Origin of the sequence: Sphaerotilus microaerophilus (genome assembly GCF_023734135.1) — a bacterium.
Taxonomy (GTDB): domain Bacteria; phylum Pseudomonadota; class Gammaproteobacteria; order Burkholderiales; family Burkholderiaceae_C; genus Sphaerotilus; species Sphaerotilus microaerophilus.
Genome location: NZ_AP025730.1, coordinates 5,945,397 through 5,960,007 on the forward strand (window position 1 = coordinate 5,945,397; position 14,611 = coordinate 5,960,007).

A 14,611-nucleotide genomic window follows, 5' to 3' on the forward strand; every position below is an offset into this window, starting at 1 on the left:
CGCATTCCCGCGGCGTGGCATGAAGTAAGGTGCGGCTACGGCTATCCTCACCGGCATGAACACTGCCGCCCTGCGCCCCCCCAAGATCCCGGAATCGGTCCTGGTCGTCATCCACTCGCCGCAGGGCGAGGTGTTGCTGATTGAGCGCGCCGACCATCCGGGGTACTGGCAGAGCGTGACGGGCTCCAGGGACCACGCCGACGAGCCCCTGCACGACACCTGCCGGCGCGAGGTGGCCGAGGAGACGGGCATCCTCGTCGGCTCCGCCGAGGTACCGGCGCAGGCCCTGCAGGACTGGCAGCTGCGCAATGTCTATGAGATCTACCCCGTCTGGCGGCACCGCTACGCCCCCGGCGTGACGCACAACACCGAGCATGTGTTCGGCCTGTGCGTGCCACGCGACATCGCCGTGCGGCTCGCCCCGCGCGAGCACCTGCAGCATGTCTGGCTGCCCTGGCGGGAGGCGGCCGACCGCTGTTTTTCGCCCAGCAATGCAGAGGCCATCCTGCAGCTGCCCCGGCGCAGCGGGATCGCACCCGGCTGACTTCAGTGACTTCAGAACACCCAGGAGGATTGGCATGAAGACAGGTCACGGCACCACCGGCCTGCGACGACCCCCACGTGCCAGCACCGACCTGCCGGCCGACGACGGCGTGGCCCGCCTGCGCGTGGCCACGTACAACATCCACAAGGGCGTGCGCGGCGTCGGGCCTCGCAAGCGGCTGGAGATCCACAACCTCGGCCTCGGGGTGAAGGCACTTGATGCCGACTTGGTCTTCCTGCAGGAGGTCCGGCTGTTCCACCACCGTGATGCGCGCCGCTTCGACCGCACCTGGTTCGGCTGGCCGGAACAGGGCCAGGCCGAGTTCCTCGCCCCCGAGGGCTACGAGGCCGCCTATCGCACCAACGCCGTGACGCGCGACGGCGAGCACGGCAACGCCCTGCTGTCGCGCTGGCCATTGGGCGAGGTGGAGCACCACGATGTGTCGGACCACCGCTTCGAGCAGCGCGGCCTGCTGCATGTGGTGGTGCATTGGCAGGGCCAGGCGGTGCATTGCATCGTGGCGCACTTCGGCCTGGTGCATGCCAGCCGGATTCGGCAGGCGCAGCGCCTGGGCGCATACATCGCCGCCGAGGTCCCCCCCGCCGCGCCGGTGCTGGTGGCCGGTGACTTCAACGACTGGGGCGAGCGGCTCGACCCCGCCCTCGTTGCCAGCGGACTGGTGCGCGCGGCGCCACCGGGGACACCGCGCAGCCCGGTCACCTTTCCCTCGCGCATGCCGCTGTTCGCACTGGACCGCATGTACACACGCGGGCTGCGCTGCCTGTCGATGACCGTACCACGCGGCCCGGCCTGGGCCCGCATGTCAGACCACCTGCCGTTGGTGGCGGAACTGGGACTCGCCTGAGGCGCCGATGCCACCGCCCCTGCCTGACGGCCACGCCGACCCACCCACCTCGCCGGACTGGAGCTGGTACCTCGTCGGGCGGCCGGTGTTCAGCGGCGGTAACGAGGTCCAGCTGTTGCGCGGGGGGAAAGACCTCTTTCCAGCCGTGGCAGCGGCGATCCACCGGGCGCGCCACGAGGTCTGGCTGGCAACCTACATCTTTCACATCGACACGGCCACGCAGCCGGTGCTCGACGCGCTGTGTGCCGCCGCACGGCGCGGCGTGCGCGTGCGCATGGTGGTGGACGGGTTCGGCACGCACCAGGGGCTGACGGCACTGCAGCAGCGGCTGGCAGATTCGGGGGTGGCGCTGGCGGTGTTCCGTCCGCTGCAGCGCTGGACCCACTGGCTGCAGCCTGGCCAGCTGCGGCGCCTGCACATGAAGGTCTGCATCGTCGATGGCGAGCTGGGCTTCGTCGGTGGCATCAACCTCATCGACGACCACATCGATCTGAACCACGGGCACAGCGAGCAGCCGCGCCTGGACTTTGCCGTACGGGCGCACGGCCCAGTGGTCGCGCCGATGGAGCAGGCGGCCCGGGCGATGTGGTCGCGCGCCTGGTTCGGTCGGGATTGGCGCTCCGAGGCCCAGGCGATCCTGCGCGCCCGTCGGCCCTGGCAGCAGATGCGCGCCCTCTGGTCACGCCTGCGCCTGACGCGGCGCCCGCTCCGTCCCCAGGACAGGGTGCCCGGCCGGCCGGTGCACTGCGCCTTCGTGGTGCGCGACAACTTCCGCCAGCGCCGCACCATCGAGCGGGCCTACATCCAGGCCATCGGCATGGCGCGCGAGAGCCTGTGGATCGTCACGCCCTACTTCTACCCGGGCAATCACTTCCGGCGTGCGCTGGTCGCGGCGGCGCAGCGCGGCGTGAGCGTGCACCTGCTGCTGCAGGGCAAGGTGGACTACCGCTTCGCCGCCTTGGCCGCCCGGGTGCTGTATGGCGAGCTGATACGCGGCGGCGTGCGCATCCACGAGTACCTGCCCGCTTTCCTGCACGCCAAGGTGATGGTGGTCGACGACCGCTGGGCCACTGTGGGCAGCTCCAACATCGACCCACTGTCGCTGCTGCTGAACCTGGAGTCCAACCTCATCGTGCGCGATGATGCCTTCGCCGCCGGCATGCGCCGGGAGGTGGAGGCGGCTGTGCAGCAGTCACACGAGGTCCTGCGCGAAGAGGTGCTGCACGAGCGCAGCTGGGTGCGCCTGCTGCGTCGCGCCGTGGTGGCTTGGTGCGCCTACGTCTACCTGCGGCTGGCCGGCGTGACCGGGCGGTACTGAGCACCCCCAAGGGCCGGGCGTTGCCCGTCCCGGCCCCCCGCGGGGGCGCAAGAAAACTTGGGGCGGCCCGGCGTTTTCTTGACTCAGCGGCCGTCGCGCAGCGCGCGGATACGCTCCTCGATCGGCGGATGGCTGCTCAACAGGGCGAGCAGCCCGCTGGGCCGGCCCGAGATGCCCATCGTGGCCACGCTCTGCGGCAGGTCACCAGGATCCAGGCCGCCCAGACGCGCCAGCGCACGCATCATTGGCTGCTTGCTCCCCATCAGTTCAGCGGCACCCGCGTCGGCACGGAACTCGCGTTGCCGCGAAAACCAGGCCACGATCACGGCAGCCAGCACGCCCAGCACCATGTCCAGGATCACCGAGGTGACCATGTAGCCGATGCCCGGGCCTTCACGGTCATTCTTCAGCAAGACCCGGTCGACGAAGTAGCCGATCGCGCGCGAGAGGAAAACCACGAAGGTGTTCATCACGCCCTGGATCAGCGTCATCGTCACCATGTCACCGTTGGCGACGTGGGCCACCTCGTGGCCGATCACCGCCTCGACCTCCTCGCGGCTCATCGACTGCAGCAGGCCAGTGGACACCGCCACCAGGGCCGAGTTCTTGAAGGCGCCGGTGGCGAAGGCGTTGGGCTCCCCCTCGTAGAGGGCCACCTCGGGCATGCCGATGCCGGCGCGCTGCGAGAAGTTGGCCACCGTGCCAACGATCCAGCGGTGCATCGCCTCTGGCGAGTCGTTGATGACCACCGCGCCGGTGCTCCACTTGGCCATCGGCTTGCTCATGAGCAGCGAGATGGTGGCACCGCCAAAGCCCATCAGCAGTGCAAAGCCCAGCAAAGCACCGAGGTTCAGGCCGTTGGCGCTCAGGAAGCGATCGACGCCGAGCAGCCTCGAAGCAATCCCCAGCACCAGCATCACGGCCAGGTTGGTCAGCAGAAAGAGAAGGACGCGTTTCATGGCGATGGCAAGGCAGGTGACACGCAGCCGATGCTGCCTGAAACAGATGGGGCCTGCCAGCCAGGCATTCAAGACCTCGGCCACCGAGCGCGTACCGGCCACTTCGCGGACGCACCAATGACAAAGGCCGGCATGTGCCGGCCTTCCTGACAGCGTTCAGGCCCCCCGTCAGGAGAGCCCCGACAGCATCACTCCGCCTTGTCGGCAGCCACCCCGGCGGCGGGGGCTTCTTCGCCACGGTCCACCAGCTCGATGTAGGCCATCGGCGCGTTGTCGCCCACGCGGAAACCCATCTTCAGGATGCGGGTATAGCCGCCCGGACGCGCGGCGAAGCGCGGACCCAGGACGTCGAACAGCTTGACGACGTTGTCGCGGCTGCGCAGGCGGTCGAACGCCAGGCGGCGATTCGCCACCGTGGGCGTCTTGGCCAGCGTGATCAGCGGCTCGACGACGCGGCGCAGTTCCTTGGCCTTCGGAACGGTGGTCTTGATGGCCTCGTGCTCGATCAGCGAGTTGGCCATGTTGCGCAGCATCGCCAGGCGATGCGACGAGGTACGGTTGAGTTTGCGCAGTCCGTTTCCGTGACGCATGGTGCTTTCCTTTCCTTATAAAACCGGTGGCCGGATCAGGTACCGCCGGGTGCACCGGGCGGGTTCGAGCCCCGCCCACCTTCAAAAAATGCGATTCGCGCCGAATCAACGCTTGTCGAGACCTTGCGGCGGCCAGTTCTCCAGGCGCGCACCCAGGGTCAGGCCACGCGAGGCCAGCACTTCCTTGATCTCGTTGAGCGACTTGCGACCCAGGTTCGGGGTCTTGAGCAGCTCGGTCTCGGTGCGCTGGATCAGGTCGCCGATGTAGTAGATGTTCTCGGCCTTCAGGCAGTTGGCCGAGCGCACCGTCAGCTCCAACTCGTCCACCGGACGCAGCAGGATCGGATCGAAGTGCTGGGCCCGCGGCGCCGGCGTGTCGAAGGCGGCGAGGTCGGCACCTTCGAGTTGGGCGAACACCGCAAGCTGCTCGACCAGGATCTTGGCCGACGCACGGATGGACTCTTCCGGGGAGATCGCACCGTTGGTCTCGATCTCCATCACCAGCTTGTCCAGGTCGGTACGCTGCTCGACGCGGGCGCTTTCGACGGTATAGCTGACGCGCTTGACCGGGGAGAACGAAGCATCCAGCACGATGCGGCCAATCGACTTGGTCGGCTCATCGGCGTAGCGACGCATGCTGCCCGGCACGTAGCCACGGCCCTTCTCGACCTTGATCTGCATGTCGAGCTTGCCACCCTGCGCCAGGTGCGCAATGACCTGGTCCGGGTTGATGATCTCGACATCGTGCGGGGTCTGGATGTCGCCAGCGCGCACCGGGCCTTCGCCCTCCTTGCGCAGCACGAGCGTGACCTCATCACGGTTGTGCAGGCGAAACACCACGCCCTTGAGGTTCAACATGATGTGAACCACGTCTTCCTGAACGCCGTCCACGGTGGAATACTCGTGGAGCACGCCGGCGATCGTCACCTCGGTCGGCGCGTAGCCCACCATCGACGACAGCAACACGCGACGCAACGCGTTGCCCAGGGTGTGGCCGTATCCCCGCTCGAACGGCTCGAGGATCACCTTGGCACGGTGACCACCCAGCGGTTCGACGTTGATGGCCTTGGGCTTCAGCAGATTGGTTTGCATTGATGGTTCCTGTCAATACCCTCGGCTCGTTACACCGATAAGGCTGAGGACGGGCCGATTCCGGGGACGCCACCCGGCACCGGCAGGCGTTGCCAAGGGTCGCCACGCCGCCAGCAGGCGACGCGGCGGGCCGCTCATCAACGCGAATAGAGTTCGACGATCAGCGATTCGTTGATGTCGGCGCCGAATTCATCGCGGTCCGGGGCCTTCTTGAACACACCTTCCATCTTGGTGATGTCCACAGCCACCCAGCCCGGCAGGCCGATCGAATCGGCCAGCTTGAGCGCGTCGGCGATACGCAGCTGCTTCTTGGCCTTTTCACGCACAGACACGACGTCGCCAGCCTTGACCATGTACGACGGAATGTTCACCACCTCGCCGTTCACCGTCACCGCCTTGTGCGACACCAGTTGGCGCGCTTCGGCACGGGTCGAACCAAAGCCCATGCGGTAGACGACGTTGTCCAGACGGGACTCAAGGATCAGCAGCAGGTTTGCGCCGGTATTGCCCTTACGGCGCTCGGCTTCAGCGAAATAGCGACGGAACTGACGCTCCAGCACGCCATACATGCGCTTGACCTTCTGCTTTTCACGCAGTTGCAGGCCATAGTCGGAAGTGCGCGAGCCGGAAGTGCGACCATGCTGACCCGGCTTGGAGTCGAACTTGGCCTTGTCGCTGATCGAGCGGCGGGCGCTCTTGAGGAACAGGTCGGTGCCTTCGCGACGGGCCAGTTTGGCCTTCGGTCCGAGATAACGTGCCACAGTGTTGTCCTTTGGGAGGTTCTGTCTGACGCGAGAAGCGTTCCTCGCGCGAGTCCGGGCCGGCTGGCGACCCGAACGGTGGTCTTAGGAAATGAGTCCGGAAAGTGGCGCTGCTCGCGACGCCTGGACTTCAACGGAAAAACCGGCGGCGCACCAAGGCGCTCGCCGGACAGCCGAGCATTATAGACTGGCTACACGAACGCGCGCACGAGGCGCGCGTCGTGAATCAGATGCGGCGACGCTTCTGGGGACGGCAGCCGTTGTGCGGCACGGGCGTCACGTCGGAGATCAGCGCAATGCGGATGCCCAGCGAGGCCAGGGCACGCACCGACGACTCACGACCCGGGCCAGGGCCCTTGATCTGAACTTCGAGGTTCTTGATGCCCTGCTCTTGCGCAGCACGACCGGCGACTTCCGCAGCCACCTGGGCGGCAAACGGGGTCGACTTGCGCGAACCCTTGAAGCCCTGGCCGCCACTGGACGCCCAGGACAACGCATTGCCCTGGCGGTCGGTGATCGTGATGATCGTGTTGTTGAACGAGGCGTGCACGTGGGCAATGCCGTCAGCAATGTTCTTGCGGACTTTCTTGCTGACGCGACGTGCGGCGTTGTTGACAGGTGCTTTTGCCATGACTCAGATCTTTCCAGCGCGCAGTGACACTGCGAATTACTTCTTCAGCGCCGCGGCACCCTTCTTCGGGCCCTTGCGCGTGCGGGAGTTTGTACGGGTGCGCTGACCACGGACCGGCAGACCACGGCGGTGACGGAACCCACGGTAGCAACCCAGGTCCATCAGTCGCTTGATGTTGATCGAGATCTCGCGACGCAGGTCGCCCTCGATGGTCATGCGACCGACTTCTTCCCGGATCTTCTCCAGATCGGTGTCCGACAGATCCTTGACCTTCTTGCTGAACGGAATCCCGCAGCTGTCACAGATCTTCTGTGCGGTGGTGCGGCCGATGCCGTAGATCGCCGTCAGCCCGATCTCTGCGTGCTTGTGCGGCGGGATGTTGATACCAGCAATACGTGCCATGTGAATCCTCTAAACGTTTCCTGCGCGGCGGGGGTGGCTCAACCCTGACGCTGCTTGTGGCGCGGGTCGGTGCAGATCACTCGCACCACGCCCTTGCGACGGATGATCTTGCAGTTGCGGCAGATCTTCTTGACGGATGCCGAGACTTTCATGGTCTTCTCCTAGGTCGGCTTGCGCTTGGCTTGCAAGCTGAATGGGTTGGGCTCAATGCGCCCGAAAAACGATTCGCGCCTTTGACAGATACCGAGGTCGATACGTTGTTGACGATCAACCCCCACCATCGCCGGCTGACTTGCTTACCTCATCAACCTGCCTTGAAGTTCGCCTTCTTCAACAGGTTGTCGTACTGCTGCGACATCACGTACGACTGCACTTGCGCCCAGAAGTCCATGGTCACGACCACGATGATCAACAGCGAGGTACCACCGAAGTAGAACGGCACGTTGTATTTCAGAACCAGGAACTCGGGCAGCAGACACACCGCAGTGATGTAGACCGCACCGCCCAGGGTCAACCTGGCCAGGATCTTGTCGATGTACCGAGCAGTCTGGTCACCTGGCCGAATACCCGGGATGAACGCACCACTCTTCTTGAGGTTGTCTGCAGTCTCACGGCTGTTGAACACCAGCGCCGTATAGAAGAAGCAGAAGAACACGATCATCGCCGCGTACAGCAACACATAGATCGGCTGCCCCGGTGACAACGCCGACGAGATGTCCTTCAGCCAGCGCATGCCCTCACCGGTCGCAAACCAACCGACGACCGTGGCCGGCAGCAGGATGATCGACGACGCGAAGATTGGCGGGATCACGCCCGACATGTTGATCTTCAGCGGCAGGTGCGACGACTGGCCACCATAGACCTTATTGCCGACCTGACGCTTGGCGTAGTTCACCAGGATCTTGCGCTGACCACGCTCGACGAACACCACTGCAAAGGTCACCAACCCGACGATCGCGACGATGAACAGCGCCGCGATGATGCTCATCGCCCCGGTGTTCACCAGATTCAGCAACCCACCGATCGCACTGGGCAGACCGGCCGCGATACCAGCGAAGATCAGGATCGAAATGCCGTTGCCCAGACCACGCTCGGTGATCTGCTCACCCAGCCACATCAGGAACATCGTGCCGGCGGTCAGGCTGACGATCGCGCTGATCCGGAACATCGGCCCCGGATCAATCACCAGCCCAGGCGAACCTTCCAGCGCCAGGGCAATGCCCATCGACTGGAAAATCGCCAGACCCAGCGTGCCGTAGCGGGTGTACTGCGTGATCTTGCGACGCCCGGACTCGCCTTCCTTCTTCAGTGCCTCCAGCGACGGCACCACGTAGCTCATGAGCTGCATGATGATCGACGCCGAGATGTACGGCATGATCCCGAGGGCAAAGACCGTGAAGCGCGATAGCGCACCACCCGAGAACATGTTGAACAGGTTCAGGATGCCGCCCTGCTGCCCCTTGAACAACTGCGCGAGCTGCTCAGGGTTGATCCCAGGCACGGGGATGTGTGCGCCGATGCGGTAGACCACGAGGGCCAGCAGCAGAAAAACAAGCCGGCGACGCAGGTCGCCAAACTTGCCGCTCTTGGCCAGCTGTGTTGCGTTGGTTGCCACGGAGAACCTGTTCTGGGCCGAATCGTTCGACGGTTTCGACGCCTCAGGCGTCGAGTGAACCGCCCGCAGCCTCAATGGCGGCCTTGGCGCCGGCGGTGGCGCCGATGCCCTTGAGTGCCACCTTCTTGGTCAGCTCGCCAGACTTGATGACCTTGACCACCTTGACCAGCTGACCCACCAGGCCAGCCTGCTTCAGCACAGCCAGGTCGACTTCGTCCACCCCCAGTTGCTGCAACTGGTTCAGGTTGACTTCGGCGTTGAACTTCAGCAGGGCCGACTTGAAGCCACGCTTCGGCAGGCGACGCTGCATCGGCATTTGGCCGCCTTCGAAGCCCACCTTGTGGTAGCCACCGGCGCGGGACTTTTGACCCTTGTGGCCGCGGCCAGCGGTCTTGCCCAGACCGGAGCCGATGCCACGACCGACACGACGCTTGGCGTGCTTGGCACCCGAGGCCGGCTGGATCGTATTGAGTTCCATGTCGTACTTTCTGTCCCGCCAGCGCTCAGAGCACCTGAACGAGGTAGGAAATCTTGTTGATCATGCCGCGCACCGCCGGGGTGTCGACCAGCACGGATTCGCTGTTCACGCGGCGCAGACCCAGGCCACGCACCGTGGCGCGGTGGTCGGAGCGAGTGCCGATGGGGCTGCGAACCAGCTTGACCTTGACCGTCTTTTGTTCAGACATCATGTGCTCCTGGACGATCAGTTGAAGATTTCTTCAACCGACTTGCCACGCTTGGCCGCCACTTGCGAGGCGGTCGTGATGCGCGAGAGCGCGTCGAACGTGGCACGGACCATGTTGTAGGGATTGGTCGAGCCGTGGCTCTTGGCAACGATGTCCGTGATGCCGAGCACCTCGAACACAGCGCGCATCGGACCACCGGCGATGATGCCGGTACCCGCGGGCGCCGGTGCCAGCAGCACCTTCGCAGCGCCGTGCTCGCCGGTCACGTTGTGGTGGACCGTGCCGTTGCGCAGCGGGATCTTGATCAGGTTGCGACGAGCCTGCTCCATCGCCTTCTGGACCGACACCGGCACTTCACGCGCCTTGCCCTTGCCCATGCCGACGCGGCCATCCCCGTCACCGACCACCGTCAGTGCCGCGAAGCCCATGATCCGACCGCCCTTGACCACCTTGGTCACGCGGTTCACCTGGATCATCTTCTCGCGCATGCCGTCGTCGCGACCCTCGTCCGCAACCTTCGGTTGAAACTTAGCCATTTCGTATTCCTTCGTGTGCGAGCCGGGGCGTCAGAACTGAAGGCCAGCTTCGCGCGCTGCCTCGGCCAGCGCCTTGACGCGACCGTGGTAGGCGAAACCGGAGCGATCGAACGCCACCTTCTCGATGCCGGCAGCCTTCGCCTTTTCGGCGATCCGCTTGCCAACCAGCGTGGCGGCAGCGGCGTTGCCGCCCTTGCCGGCAGCGCCAAGCTGCTCGCGCACTTCCTTCTCGACGGTCGATGCACTCGCGAGCACCTTGCCACCGTCTTCGGAAATCACCTGGGCGTAGATGTGCAGGTTCGTGCGGAACACGGCCAGCCGAACCGCCTGCTGCAACGCAATGCGGGCACGGGTCTGGCGAGACCGACGCAGCCGCTGTTCTTTCTTGGTCAACATGCTGCGGCTCCTTACTTCTTCTTGGTCTCTTTGATCGTGACCTTTTCATCCGAATAACGGATGCCCTTGCCCTTGTAGGGCTCGGGAGGACGGAAGGCGCGGACCTCGGCGGCCAGCTGGCCGACGACCTGACGGTCAGCACCCTTGATGAGGATTTCCGTCTGGGTCGGGCACTCGACCTTGATGCCTGCAGGCATTTCCTTCACCACGGGGTGAGAGAAACCGATCTGCAGGTTGAGCTTCTGCCCCTGGGCCTGGGCGCGGAAACCCACGCCGACCAGGTTCAGCTTGCGCTCGAAGCCCTTGCTCACACCAGTCACCATGTTCGCGACCAGCGCGCGCATCGTGCCCGACATGGCATTCGCCTCTGCCGACTCGTCGGCAGGTGCAAAGTTGATTTGACCGTTCTCGCTGGCGACCTTCACCAGGCGGTGGACCGGACGCACCAAGGCACCCTGGGCGCCCTTGACGCTGATCTGGTCAGCAGTGAGCGCCACCTCGACACCTTGAGGGACGGCCACCGGCATCTTTCCAACGCGGGACATTTCCGTTCCTTCCTCTTAGGCGACGTAGCACAGCACTTCGCCGCCGATACCGGCAGCGCGCGCCTTGCGGTCGGTCATCACGCCCTTCGGCGTGGTCACGATCGCCACACCCAGGCCGTTGAGGACCTGCGGAATGTCGTGACGACCCTTGTAGACGCGCAGGCCAGGACGACTGACACGCTCGATGCGCTCGATGACAGGCCGACCGGCGTAGTACTTCAGCGAGATCTCGAGCTGCGACTTGCCGCCCTCGTTCTTCACGGCGAAGCCATCGATGTAGCCTTCGTCCTTCAGCACCTGCGCGATGGCCGCCTTCAGCTTGGACGAGGGCATCGCCACGCTGACCTTCTCGACCGACTGCGCATTGCGAATGCGGGTCAGCATGTCCGCAATGGGATCACTCATGCTCATTGGATTTCTCCTGTTCGTGCCCTGGGGACGCTGAATTACCAGCTGGCCTTGACGACACCCGGGATGTCGCCACGGAATGCCAGTTCACGGATCTTGGTGCGCCCCAGACCGAACTTGCGGAACGTGCCACGCGGACGTCCGGTGATTTCGCAGCGGGCGCGCAGGCGGGTCGGGTTGGCATTGCGCGGCAGCTTCTGCAGCGCGAGGCGGGCGAAATAGCGCTCGTCTTCCGACTTGCCCTGGTCCGCGATGATGGCCTTCAGTTCGGCGTACTTCTTCGCGTACTTTGCAACCAGCTTCTCGCGCTTTTCTTCGCGCTGCATGAGAGAGAGTTTTGCCACGTCAGACCTCAGTTCTTGAACGGGAAGCGGAAGGCCGACAGCAGCGCCTTGCACTCGTCGTCACTCCGGGCCGACGTCGTGATGCTGATATTCAGACCACGCAGCGCATCCACCTTGTCGTACTCGATTTCCGGGAAGATGATCTGTTCCTTGACGCCGATGTTGTAGTTGCCACGGCCGTCGAAGGAGCGACCCGAGATACCGCGGAAGTCACGCACACGAGGCAGGGCGATCGTCACGAAGCGATCCAGGAATTCGAACATGCGCACGCCGCGCAGCGTGACCATGCAGCCGATGGGCACGTTTTCGCGGATCTTGAAACCGGCGATCGGCTTGCGCGACTTCGTGACCACGGGCTTCTGGCCGGCGATCTTGGTCAGATCACCCACCGCGTGCTCCATGACCTTCTTGTCGGACACAGCCTCGGACACACCCATGTTCAAGGTGATCTTCTCGAAACGCGGCACTTCCATGACCGACTTGTAGCCAAACTTGGCCACCAGATCCGGAACGACCTTGTCGCGATAGAACGCCTGCAGGCGAGCTTGTTGTTGAGCCATTTGCAACCCCTACCTCAGGCCTTGATCTCTTCGCCGCTGGACTTGAAGACGCGCACTTTCTTGCCGTCAGCCAGCAGCTTGATCCCCACGCGATCGGCCTTGCCGGTTGCGGGGTTGTAGATCGCCACATTGGATTGGTGGATCGGCATGGTCTTGTCGACGATGCCACCGGTCGTACCCTTGAGCGGATTCGGCCGCACATGCTTCTTGGCGACATTGACGCCATCGACGACCAGATGATCGTCATCCACACGCAGCGACACGCTACCGCGCTTGCCCTTGTCGCGACCGGTCAACACGATGACTTCGTCGCCCTTGCGAATCTTGTTCATGGCCTGTTCCTCGCGGTGGCTCAGAGCACTTCGGGCGCGAGCGACACGATCTTCATGAAGCGCTCGGTCCGCAGTTCGCGGGTCACCGGGCCGAAGATGCGGGTGCCGATCGGCTCCAGCTTGTTGTTCAGCAACACCGCTGCATTGCCATCGAACTTCACGAGGGACCCGTCCTGGCGGCGCACACCCTTGGCGGTGCGCACGACCACGGCACTGTAGACCTCGCCTTTTTTGACGCGACCACGCGGCGCAGCTTCCTTGATGCTGACCTTGATCACGTCACCGATACCGGCATAACGGCGCTTGGAACCGCCAAGCACCTTGATGCACATGACGGACTTGGCACCGGTGTTGTCCGCGACATCAAGTCGCGATTGCATTTGGATCATGTCTTGTTCCCAACTTATCCCGCGCAATCGACCTGGCTCGGCCTACGTACACGGTCAGTCTTGGGCCCGTGTCGCAGTCCGCAAGACAACCCGGAGGTCATCAACAGACTGCGCTTGGGGGCGAAACTGGGTTGCACCACGTACGGCTAGGCACGCGCGCAAGCCAGAAGAGCCTTCGATTATGCAGGCCACATCATCCGCTGTCAACAGCCTTCGTGGGCGAGTCGCTGAAGGGCCGCAGAGCCTCCTGCGTGTTCAGTCGTAGACCTCGGCATCCGGATCCGTGGCCTCCAGCTCGTAGCTCGCCGCCAGCATCGCCAGGCGCGCCACCACGCCATACATATAGAAGCGATTGGGCGCACTCGCCCCCGGCTTGACGCCCGGGCGAGGCAGCTGCGGGCTCTCGGCAAAGGCCAGCGGCGCGAAGTGCGAGCCCGGCGCGTTCAGGTTCTCGTCGACCCCGCGCTCGGCATGCACCCGATAGAAGCCGCCCACGACGTAGCGATCCATCATGTAGACCACCGGCTCGGCCACGGCGTCGTTCATCCGCTCAAAGGTGGGCACCCCCTCCTGGATGATCACCTGGGAGACCTCCTGGCCATCCTTGACCACGCTCATCTTGTTGCGCGTGCGGCGGCTGACTTCATCGAGTTCCTTTGCGTCGCGCACCGTCATGATGCCCATGCCGTAGGTGCCGTTGTCCGCCTTGACGATCACGAACGGCTTCTCGTTGATGCCGTACTCCTTGTACTTGCGGCGCACCTTGCCCAGCAGCGCATCCACATTGGCACGCACGCACTCCAGGCCCTGCTCCTGGGCGAAGTCGACTTCGCCGCAGCGGCTGAACAGGGGGTTGATCAGCCAGGCATCCATGCCGAGCAGCTTGGCGAACTTCTTGGCCACCTCCTCATAGGACTGGAAGTGGTTGCTCTTGCGCCGCACCGCCCAGCCGGCATGCAGCGGGGGCAGCAGGTACTGCTCGTGCAGCCCGCGCAGCACATCCGGGATGCCGGCGGACAGATCGTTGTTGAGCAGCACCGTGCAGGGGTCGAAGTCCTTCAGCCCGAGACGGCGCTTGCTGCGCAGCAACGGCTCCACGGTGATCGAATCACCGTCGGGCAGCTCGAAGGTGGTGGGCGCCTTGACCTCCGGATCGAGCGACCCCAGGCGGACGTTCAGCCCCGCCAGACTGAAGATCTGGCGCAGGCGCGCGACGTTGCTCAGGTAGAAGGTGTTGCGCGTGTGCTTCTCGGGGATGAGGAGCAGGTTCTTGGCCTCGGGGCAGATCTTCTCGATCGCAGCCATCGCCGCCTGCACGGCCAGCGGCAGCATCGCCGGCGTCAGGTTGTTCCAGCCACCCGGGAACAGGTTGGTGTCCACCGGCGCCAGCTTGAAGCCGGCGTTGCGGATGTCCACCGACGTGTAGAAGGGCGGCGTGTGCTCCATCCACTCCAGCCGGAACCAGCGCTCGATGGCCGGCATGGAGTCGATGATGCGCGCCTCCAGTTCATTGATCGGGCCATTCAGTGCGGTGACGAGGTGGGGGACCATGCTGTCTCGGGCGCCGACCAAGGCGCGCCAGTGGATGAAGCGATGCCGTGAGTGTGCCAAAGGGCGACCCACGCGCGGAGTGATTCA

General features: G+C 64.4%; 22 protein-coding genes. 3 read left to right on the forward strand and 19 right to left on the reverse strand.

Annotation, left to right across the window (positions count from 1 at the left end):
• Positions 1 to 55 precede the first annotated feature (55 nt).
• From nudB to clsB, 3 genes are read left to right on the forward strand one after another with little or no spacing between them, the layout of a single operon-like run.
• The gene (nudB, locus tag NGK70_RS25800; RefSeq protein WP_251971281.1) at positions 56 to 544 is read left to right on the forward strand and encodes a dihydroneopterin triphosphate diphosphatase; all 489 of its coding nucleotides are present in this window, start codon (positions 56 to 58) and stop codon (positions 542 to 544) included.
• Positions 545 to 578: 34 nt separating this feature from the next.
• Complete coding sequence (locus NGK70_RS25805) at positions 579 to 1,409, forward strand: endonuclease/exonuclease/phosphatase family protein (RefSeq protein ID WP_251971282.1); 831 nt, start codon at positions 579 to 581, stop codon at positions 1,407 to 1,409.
• Positions 1,410 to 1,416: 7 nt separating this feature from the next.
• Positions 1,417 to 2,727, forward strand: a complete 1,311-nt coding sequence (clsB, locus tag NGK70_RS25810; protein ID WP_251971283.1) for a cardiolipin synthase ClsB — start codon at positions 1,417 to 1,419, stop codon at positions 2,725 to 2,727.
• 83 nt (positions 2,728 to 2,810) lie between these two features.
• Here the strand turns inward: clsB and htpX are convergent, their stop codons facing one another.
• The 19 genes from htpX to gshA form a co-directional block, all read right to left on the reverse strand.
• The gene (htpX, locus tag NGK70_RS25815; RefSeq protein ID WP_251971284.1) at positions 2,811 to 3,686 is read right to left on the reverse strand and encodes a protease HtpX; all 876 of its coding nucleotides are present in this window, start codon (positions 3,684 to 3,686) and stop codon (positions 2,811 to 2,813) included.
• Between the two features lie 188 nt (positions 3,687 to 3,874).
• Positions 3,875 to 4,276 carry a 50S ribosomal protein L17 gene (gene rplQ, locus NGK70_RS25820; protein WP_251971285.1) on the reverse strand — a complete coding sequence of 134 codons (402 nt, stop codon included), beginning with the start codon at positions 4,274 to 4,276 and terminating at the stop codon, positions 3,875 to 3,877.
• Between the two features lie 105 nt (positions 4,277 to 4,381).
• The gene (locus tag NGK70_RS25825; RefSeq protein ID WP_251971286.1) at positions 4,382 to 5,368 is read right to left on the reverse strand and encodes a DNA-directed RNA polymerase subunit alpha; all 987 of its coding nucleotides are present in this window, start codon (positions 5,366 to 5,368) and stop codon (positions 4,382 to 4,384) included.
• 137 nt (positions 5,369 to 5,505) lie between these two features.
• Positions 5,506 to 6,129, reverse strand: coding sequence for a 30S ribosomal protein S4 (rpsD, locus tag NGK70_RS25830; protein WP_251971287.1), 624 nt, complete (start codon positions 6,127 to 6,129; stop codon positions 5,506 to 5,508).
• Positions 6,130 to 6,355: 226 nt separating this feature from the next.
• Positions 6,356 to 6,760, reverse strand: a complete 405-nt coding sequence (rpsK, locus tag NGK70_RS25835; RefSeq protein ID WP_251971288.1) for a 30S ribosomal protein S11 — start codon at positions 6,758 to 6,760, stop codon at positions 6,356 to 6,358.
• A 36-nt stretch (positions 6,761 to 6,796) separates the two neighbouring features.
• Positions 6,797 to 7,162 (reverse strand): 30S ribosomal protein S13, encoded by a 366-nt coding sequence (rpsM, locus tag NGK70_RS25840; RefSeq protein WP_251971289.1) that lies wholly within the window; start codon positions 7,160 to 7,162, stop codon positions 6,797 to 6,799.
• A gap of 38 nt (positions 7,163 to 7,200) precedes the next feature.
• Positions 7,201 to 7,314, reverse strand: a complete 114-nt coding sequence (rpmJ, locus tag NGK70_RS25845) for a 50S ribosomal protein L36 (protein ID WP_012348927.1) — start codon at positions 7,312 to 7,314, stop codon at positions 7,201 to 7,203.
• Positions 7,315 to 7,466: 152 nt separating this feature from the next.
• Positions 7,467 to 8,777 (reverse strand): preprotein translocase subunit SecY, encoded by a 1,311-nt coding sequence (secY, locus tag NGK70_RS25850; protein WP_251971290.1) that lies wholly within the window; start codon positions 8,775 to 8,777, stop codon positions 7,467 to 7,469.
• A 43-nt stretch (positions 8,778 to 8,820) separates the two neighbouring features.
• On the reverse strand, positions 8,821 to 9,255 hold the full coding sequence (gene rplO, locus NGK70_RS25855) for a 50S ribosomal protein L15 (RefSeq protein WP_251971291.1): 435 nt from the start codon (positions 9,253 to 9,255) through the stop codon (positions 8,821 to 8,823).
• Between the two features lie 25 nt (positions 9,256 to 9,280).
• Entirely contained in the window at positions 9,281 to 9,463 is a 183-nt protein-coding gene (gene rpmD / locus NGK70_RS25860; protein ID WP_251971292.1) for a 50S ribosomal protein L30, read from the reverse strand.
• A gap of 17 nt (positions 9,464 to 9,480) precedes the next feature.
• Positions 9,481 to 9,999 (reverse strand): 30S ribosomal protein S5, encoded by a 519-nt coding sequence (rpsE, locus tag NGK70_RS25865; RefSeq protein WP_251971293.1) that lies wholly within the window; start codon positions 9,997 to 9,999, stop codon positions 9,481 to 9,483.
• A 30-nt stretch (positions 10,000 to 10,029) separates the two neighbouring features.
• A complete protein-coding gene (gene rplR, locus NGK70_RS25870) occupies positions 10,030 to 10,395 on the reverse strand; it encodes a 50S ribosomal protein L18 (protein WP_251971294.1) in 366 nt (121 codons plus the stop codon).
• An 11-nt stretch (positions 10,396 to 10,406) separates the two neighbouring features.
• On the reverse strand, positions 10,407 to 10,940 hold the full coding sequence (gene rplF, locus NGK70_RS25875; RefSeq protein ID WP_251971295.1) for a 50S ribosomal protein L6: 534 nt from the start codon (positions 10,938 to 10,940) through the stop codon (positions 10,407 to 10,409).
• A 15-nt stretch (positions 10,941 to 10,955) separates the two neighbouring features.
• Entirely contained in the window at positions 10,956 to 11,351 is a 396-nt protein-coding gene (gene rpsH, locus NGK70_RS25880) for a 30S ribosomal protein S8 (protein ID WP_251971296.1), read from the reverse strand.
• A gap of 35 nt (positions 11,352 to 11,386) precedes the next feature.
• A complete protein-coding gene (gene rpsN, locus NGK70_RS25885; RefSeq protein ID WP_251971297.1) occupies positions 11,387 to 11,692 on the reverse strand; it encodes a 30S ribosomal protein S14 in 306 nt (101 codons plus the stop codon).
• Between the two features lie 8 nt (positions 11,693 to 11,700).
• The gene (gene rplE / locus NGK70_RS25890) at positions 11,701 to 12,252 is read right to left on the reverse strand and encodes a 50S ribosomal protein L5 (protein WP_251971298.1); all 552 of its coding nucleotides are present in this window, start codon (positions 12,250 to 12,252) and stop codon (positions 11,701 to 11,703) included.
• 14 nt (positions 12,253 to 12,266) lie between these two features.
• Positions 12,267 to 12,584, reverse strand: coding sequence for a 50S ribosomal protein L24 (gene rplX / locus NGK70_RS25895; protein ID WP_251971299.1), 318 nt, complete (start codon positions 12,582 to 12,584; stop codon positions 12,267 to 12,269).
• A 20-nt stretch (positions 12,585 to 12,604) separates the two neighbouring features.
• A complete protein-coding gene (gene rplN, locus NGK70_RS25900) occupies positions 12,605 to 12,973 on the reverse strand; it encodes a 50S ribosomal protein L14 (protein ID WP_251971300.1) in 369 nt (122 codons plus the stop codon).
• Positions 12,974 to 13,228: 255 nt separating this feature from the next.
• Entirely contained in the window at positions 13,229 to 14,524 is a 1,296-nt protein-coding gene (gene gshA, locus NGK70_RS25905) for a glutamate--cysteine ligase (protein ID WP_251971301.1), read from the reverse strand.
• Positions 14,525 to 14,611: the final 87 nt, after the last annotated feature.

Bases quoted from the DNA above. Each gene is read 5' to 3' on its own strand.
- rplE (WP_251971298.1), bottom strand. From the start codon at position 12,252: ATGGCTCAACAACAAGCTCGCCTGCAGGCGTTCTATCGCGACAAGGTC.
- NGK70_RS25825 (WP_251971286.1), bottom strand. From the start codon at position 5,368: ATGCAAACCAATCTGCTGAAGCCCAAGGCCATCAACGTCGAACCGCTG.
- nudB (WP_251971281.1), top strand. From the start codon at position 56: ATGAACACTGCCGCCCTGCGCCCCCCCAAGATCCCGGAATCGGTCCTG.
- rplX (WP_251971299.1), bottom strand. From the start codon at position 12,584: ATGAACAAGATTCGCAAGGGCGACGAAGTCATCGTGTTGACCGGTCGC.
- rpsM (WP_251971289.1), bottom strand. From the start codon at position 7,162: ATGGCACGTATTGCTGGTATCAACATCCCGCCGCACAAGCACGCAGAG.
- rpmJ (WP_012348927.1), bottom strand. From the start codon at position 7,314: ATGAAAGTCTCGGCATCCGTCAAGAAGATCTGCCGCAACTGCAAGATC.
- rpmD (WP_251971292.1), bottom strand. From the start codon at position 9,463: ATGTCTGAACAAAAGACGGTCAAGGTCAAGCTGGTTCGCAGCCCCATC.
- rpsK (WP_251971288.1), bottom strand. From the start codon at position 6,760: ATGGCAAAAGCACCTGTCAACAACGCCGCACGTCGCGTCAGCAAGAAA.
- rplO (WP_251971291.1), bottom strand. From the start codon at position 9,255: ATGGAACTCAATACGATCCAGCCGGCCTCGGGTGCCAAGCACGCCAAG.
- rplQ (WP_251971285.1), bottom strand. From the start codon at position 4,276: ATGCGTCACGGAAACGGACTGCGCAAACTCAACCGTACCTCGTCGCAT.
- rpsE (WP_251971293.1), bottom strand. From the start codon at position 9,999: ATGGCTAAGTTTCAACCGAAGGTTGCGGACGAGGGTCGCGACGACGGC.
- rplR (WP_251971294.1), bottom strand. From the start codon at position 10,395: ATGTTGACCAAGAAAGAACAGCGGCTGCGTCGGTCTCGCCAGACCCGT.
- htpX (WP_251971284.1), bottom strand. From the start codon at position 3,686: ATGAAACGCGTCCTTCTCTTTCTGCTGACCAACCTGGCCGTGATGCTG.
- clsB (WP_251971283.1), top strand. From the start codon at position 1,417: ATGCCACCGCCCCTGCCTGACGGCCACGCCGACCCACCCACCTCGCCG.
- rpsH (WP_251971296.1), bottom strand. From the start codon at position 11,351: ATGAGCATGAGTGATCCCATTGCGGACATGCTGACCCGCATTCGCAAT.
- NGK70_RS25805 (WP_251971282.1), top strand. From the start codon at position 579: ATGAAGACAGGTCACGGCACCACCGGCCTGCGACGACCCCCACGTGCC.
- rplF (WP_251971295.1), bottom strand. From the start codon at position 10,940: ATGTCCCGCGTTGGAAAGATGCCGGTGGCCGTCCCTCAAGGTGTCGAG.
- gshA (WP_251971301.1), bottom strand. From the start codon at position 14,524: ATGGTCCCCCACCTCGTCACCGCACTGAATGGCCCGATCAATGAACTG.
- rplN (WP_251971300.1), bottom strand. From the start codon at position 12,973: ATGATCCAAATGCAATCGCGACTTGATGTCGCGGACAACACCGGTGCC.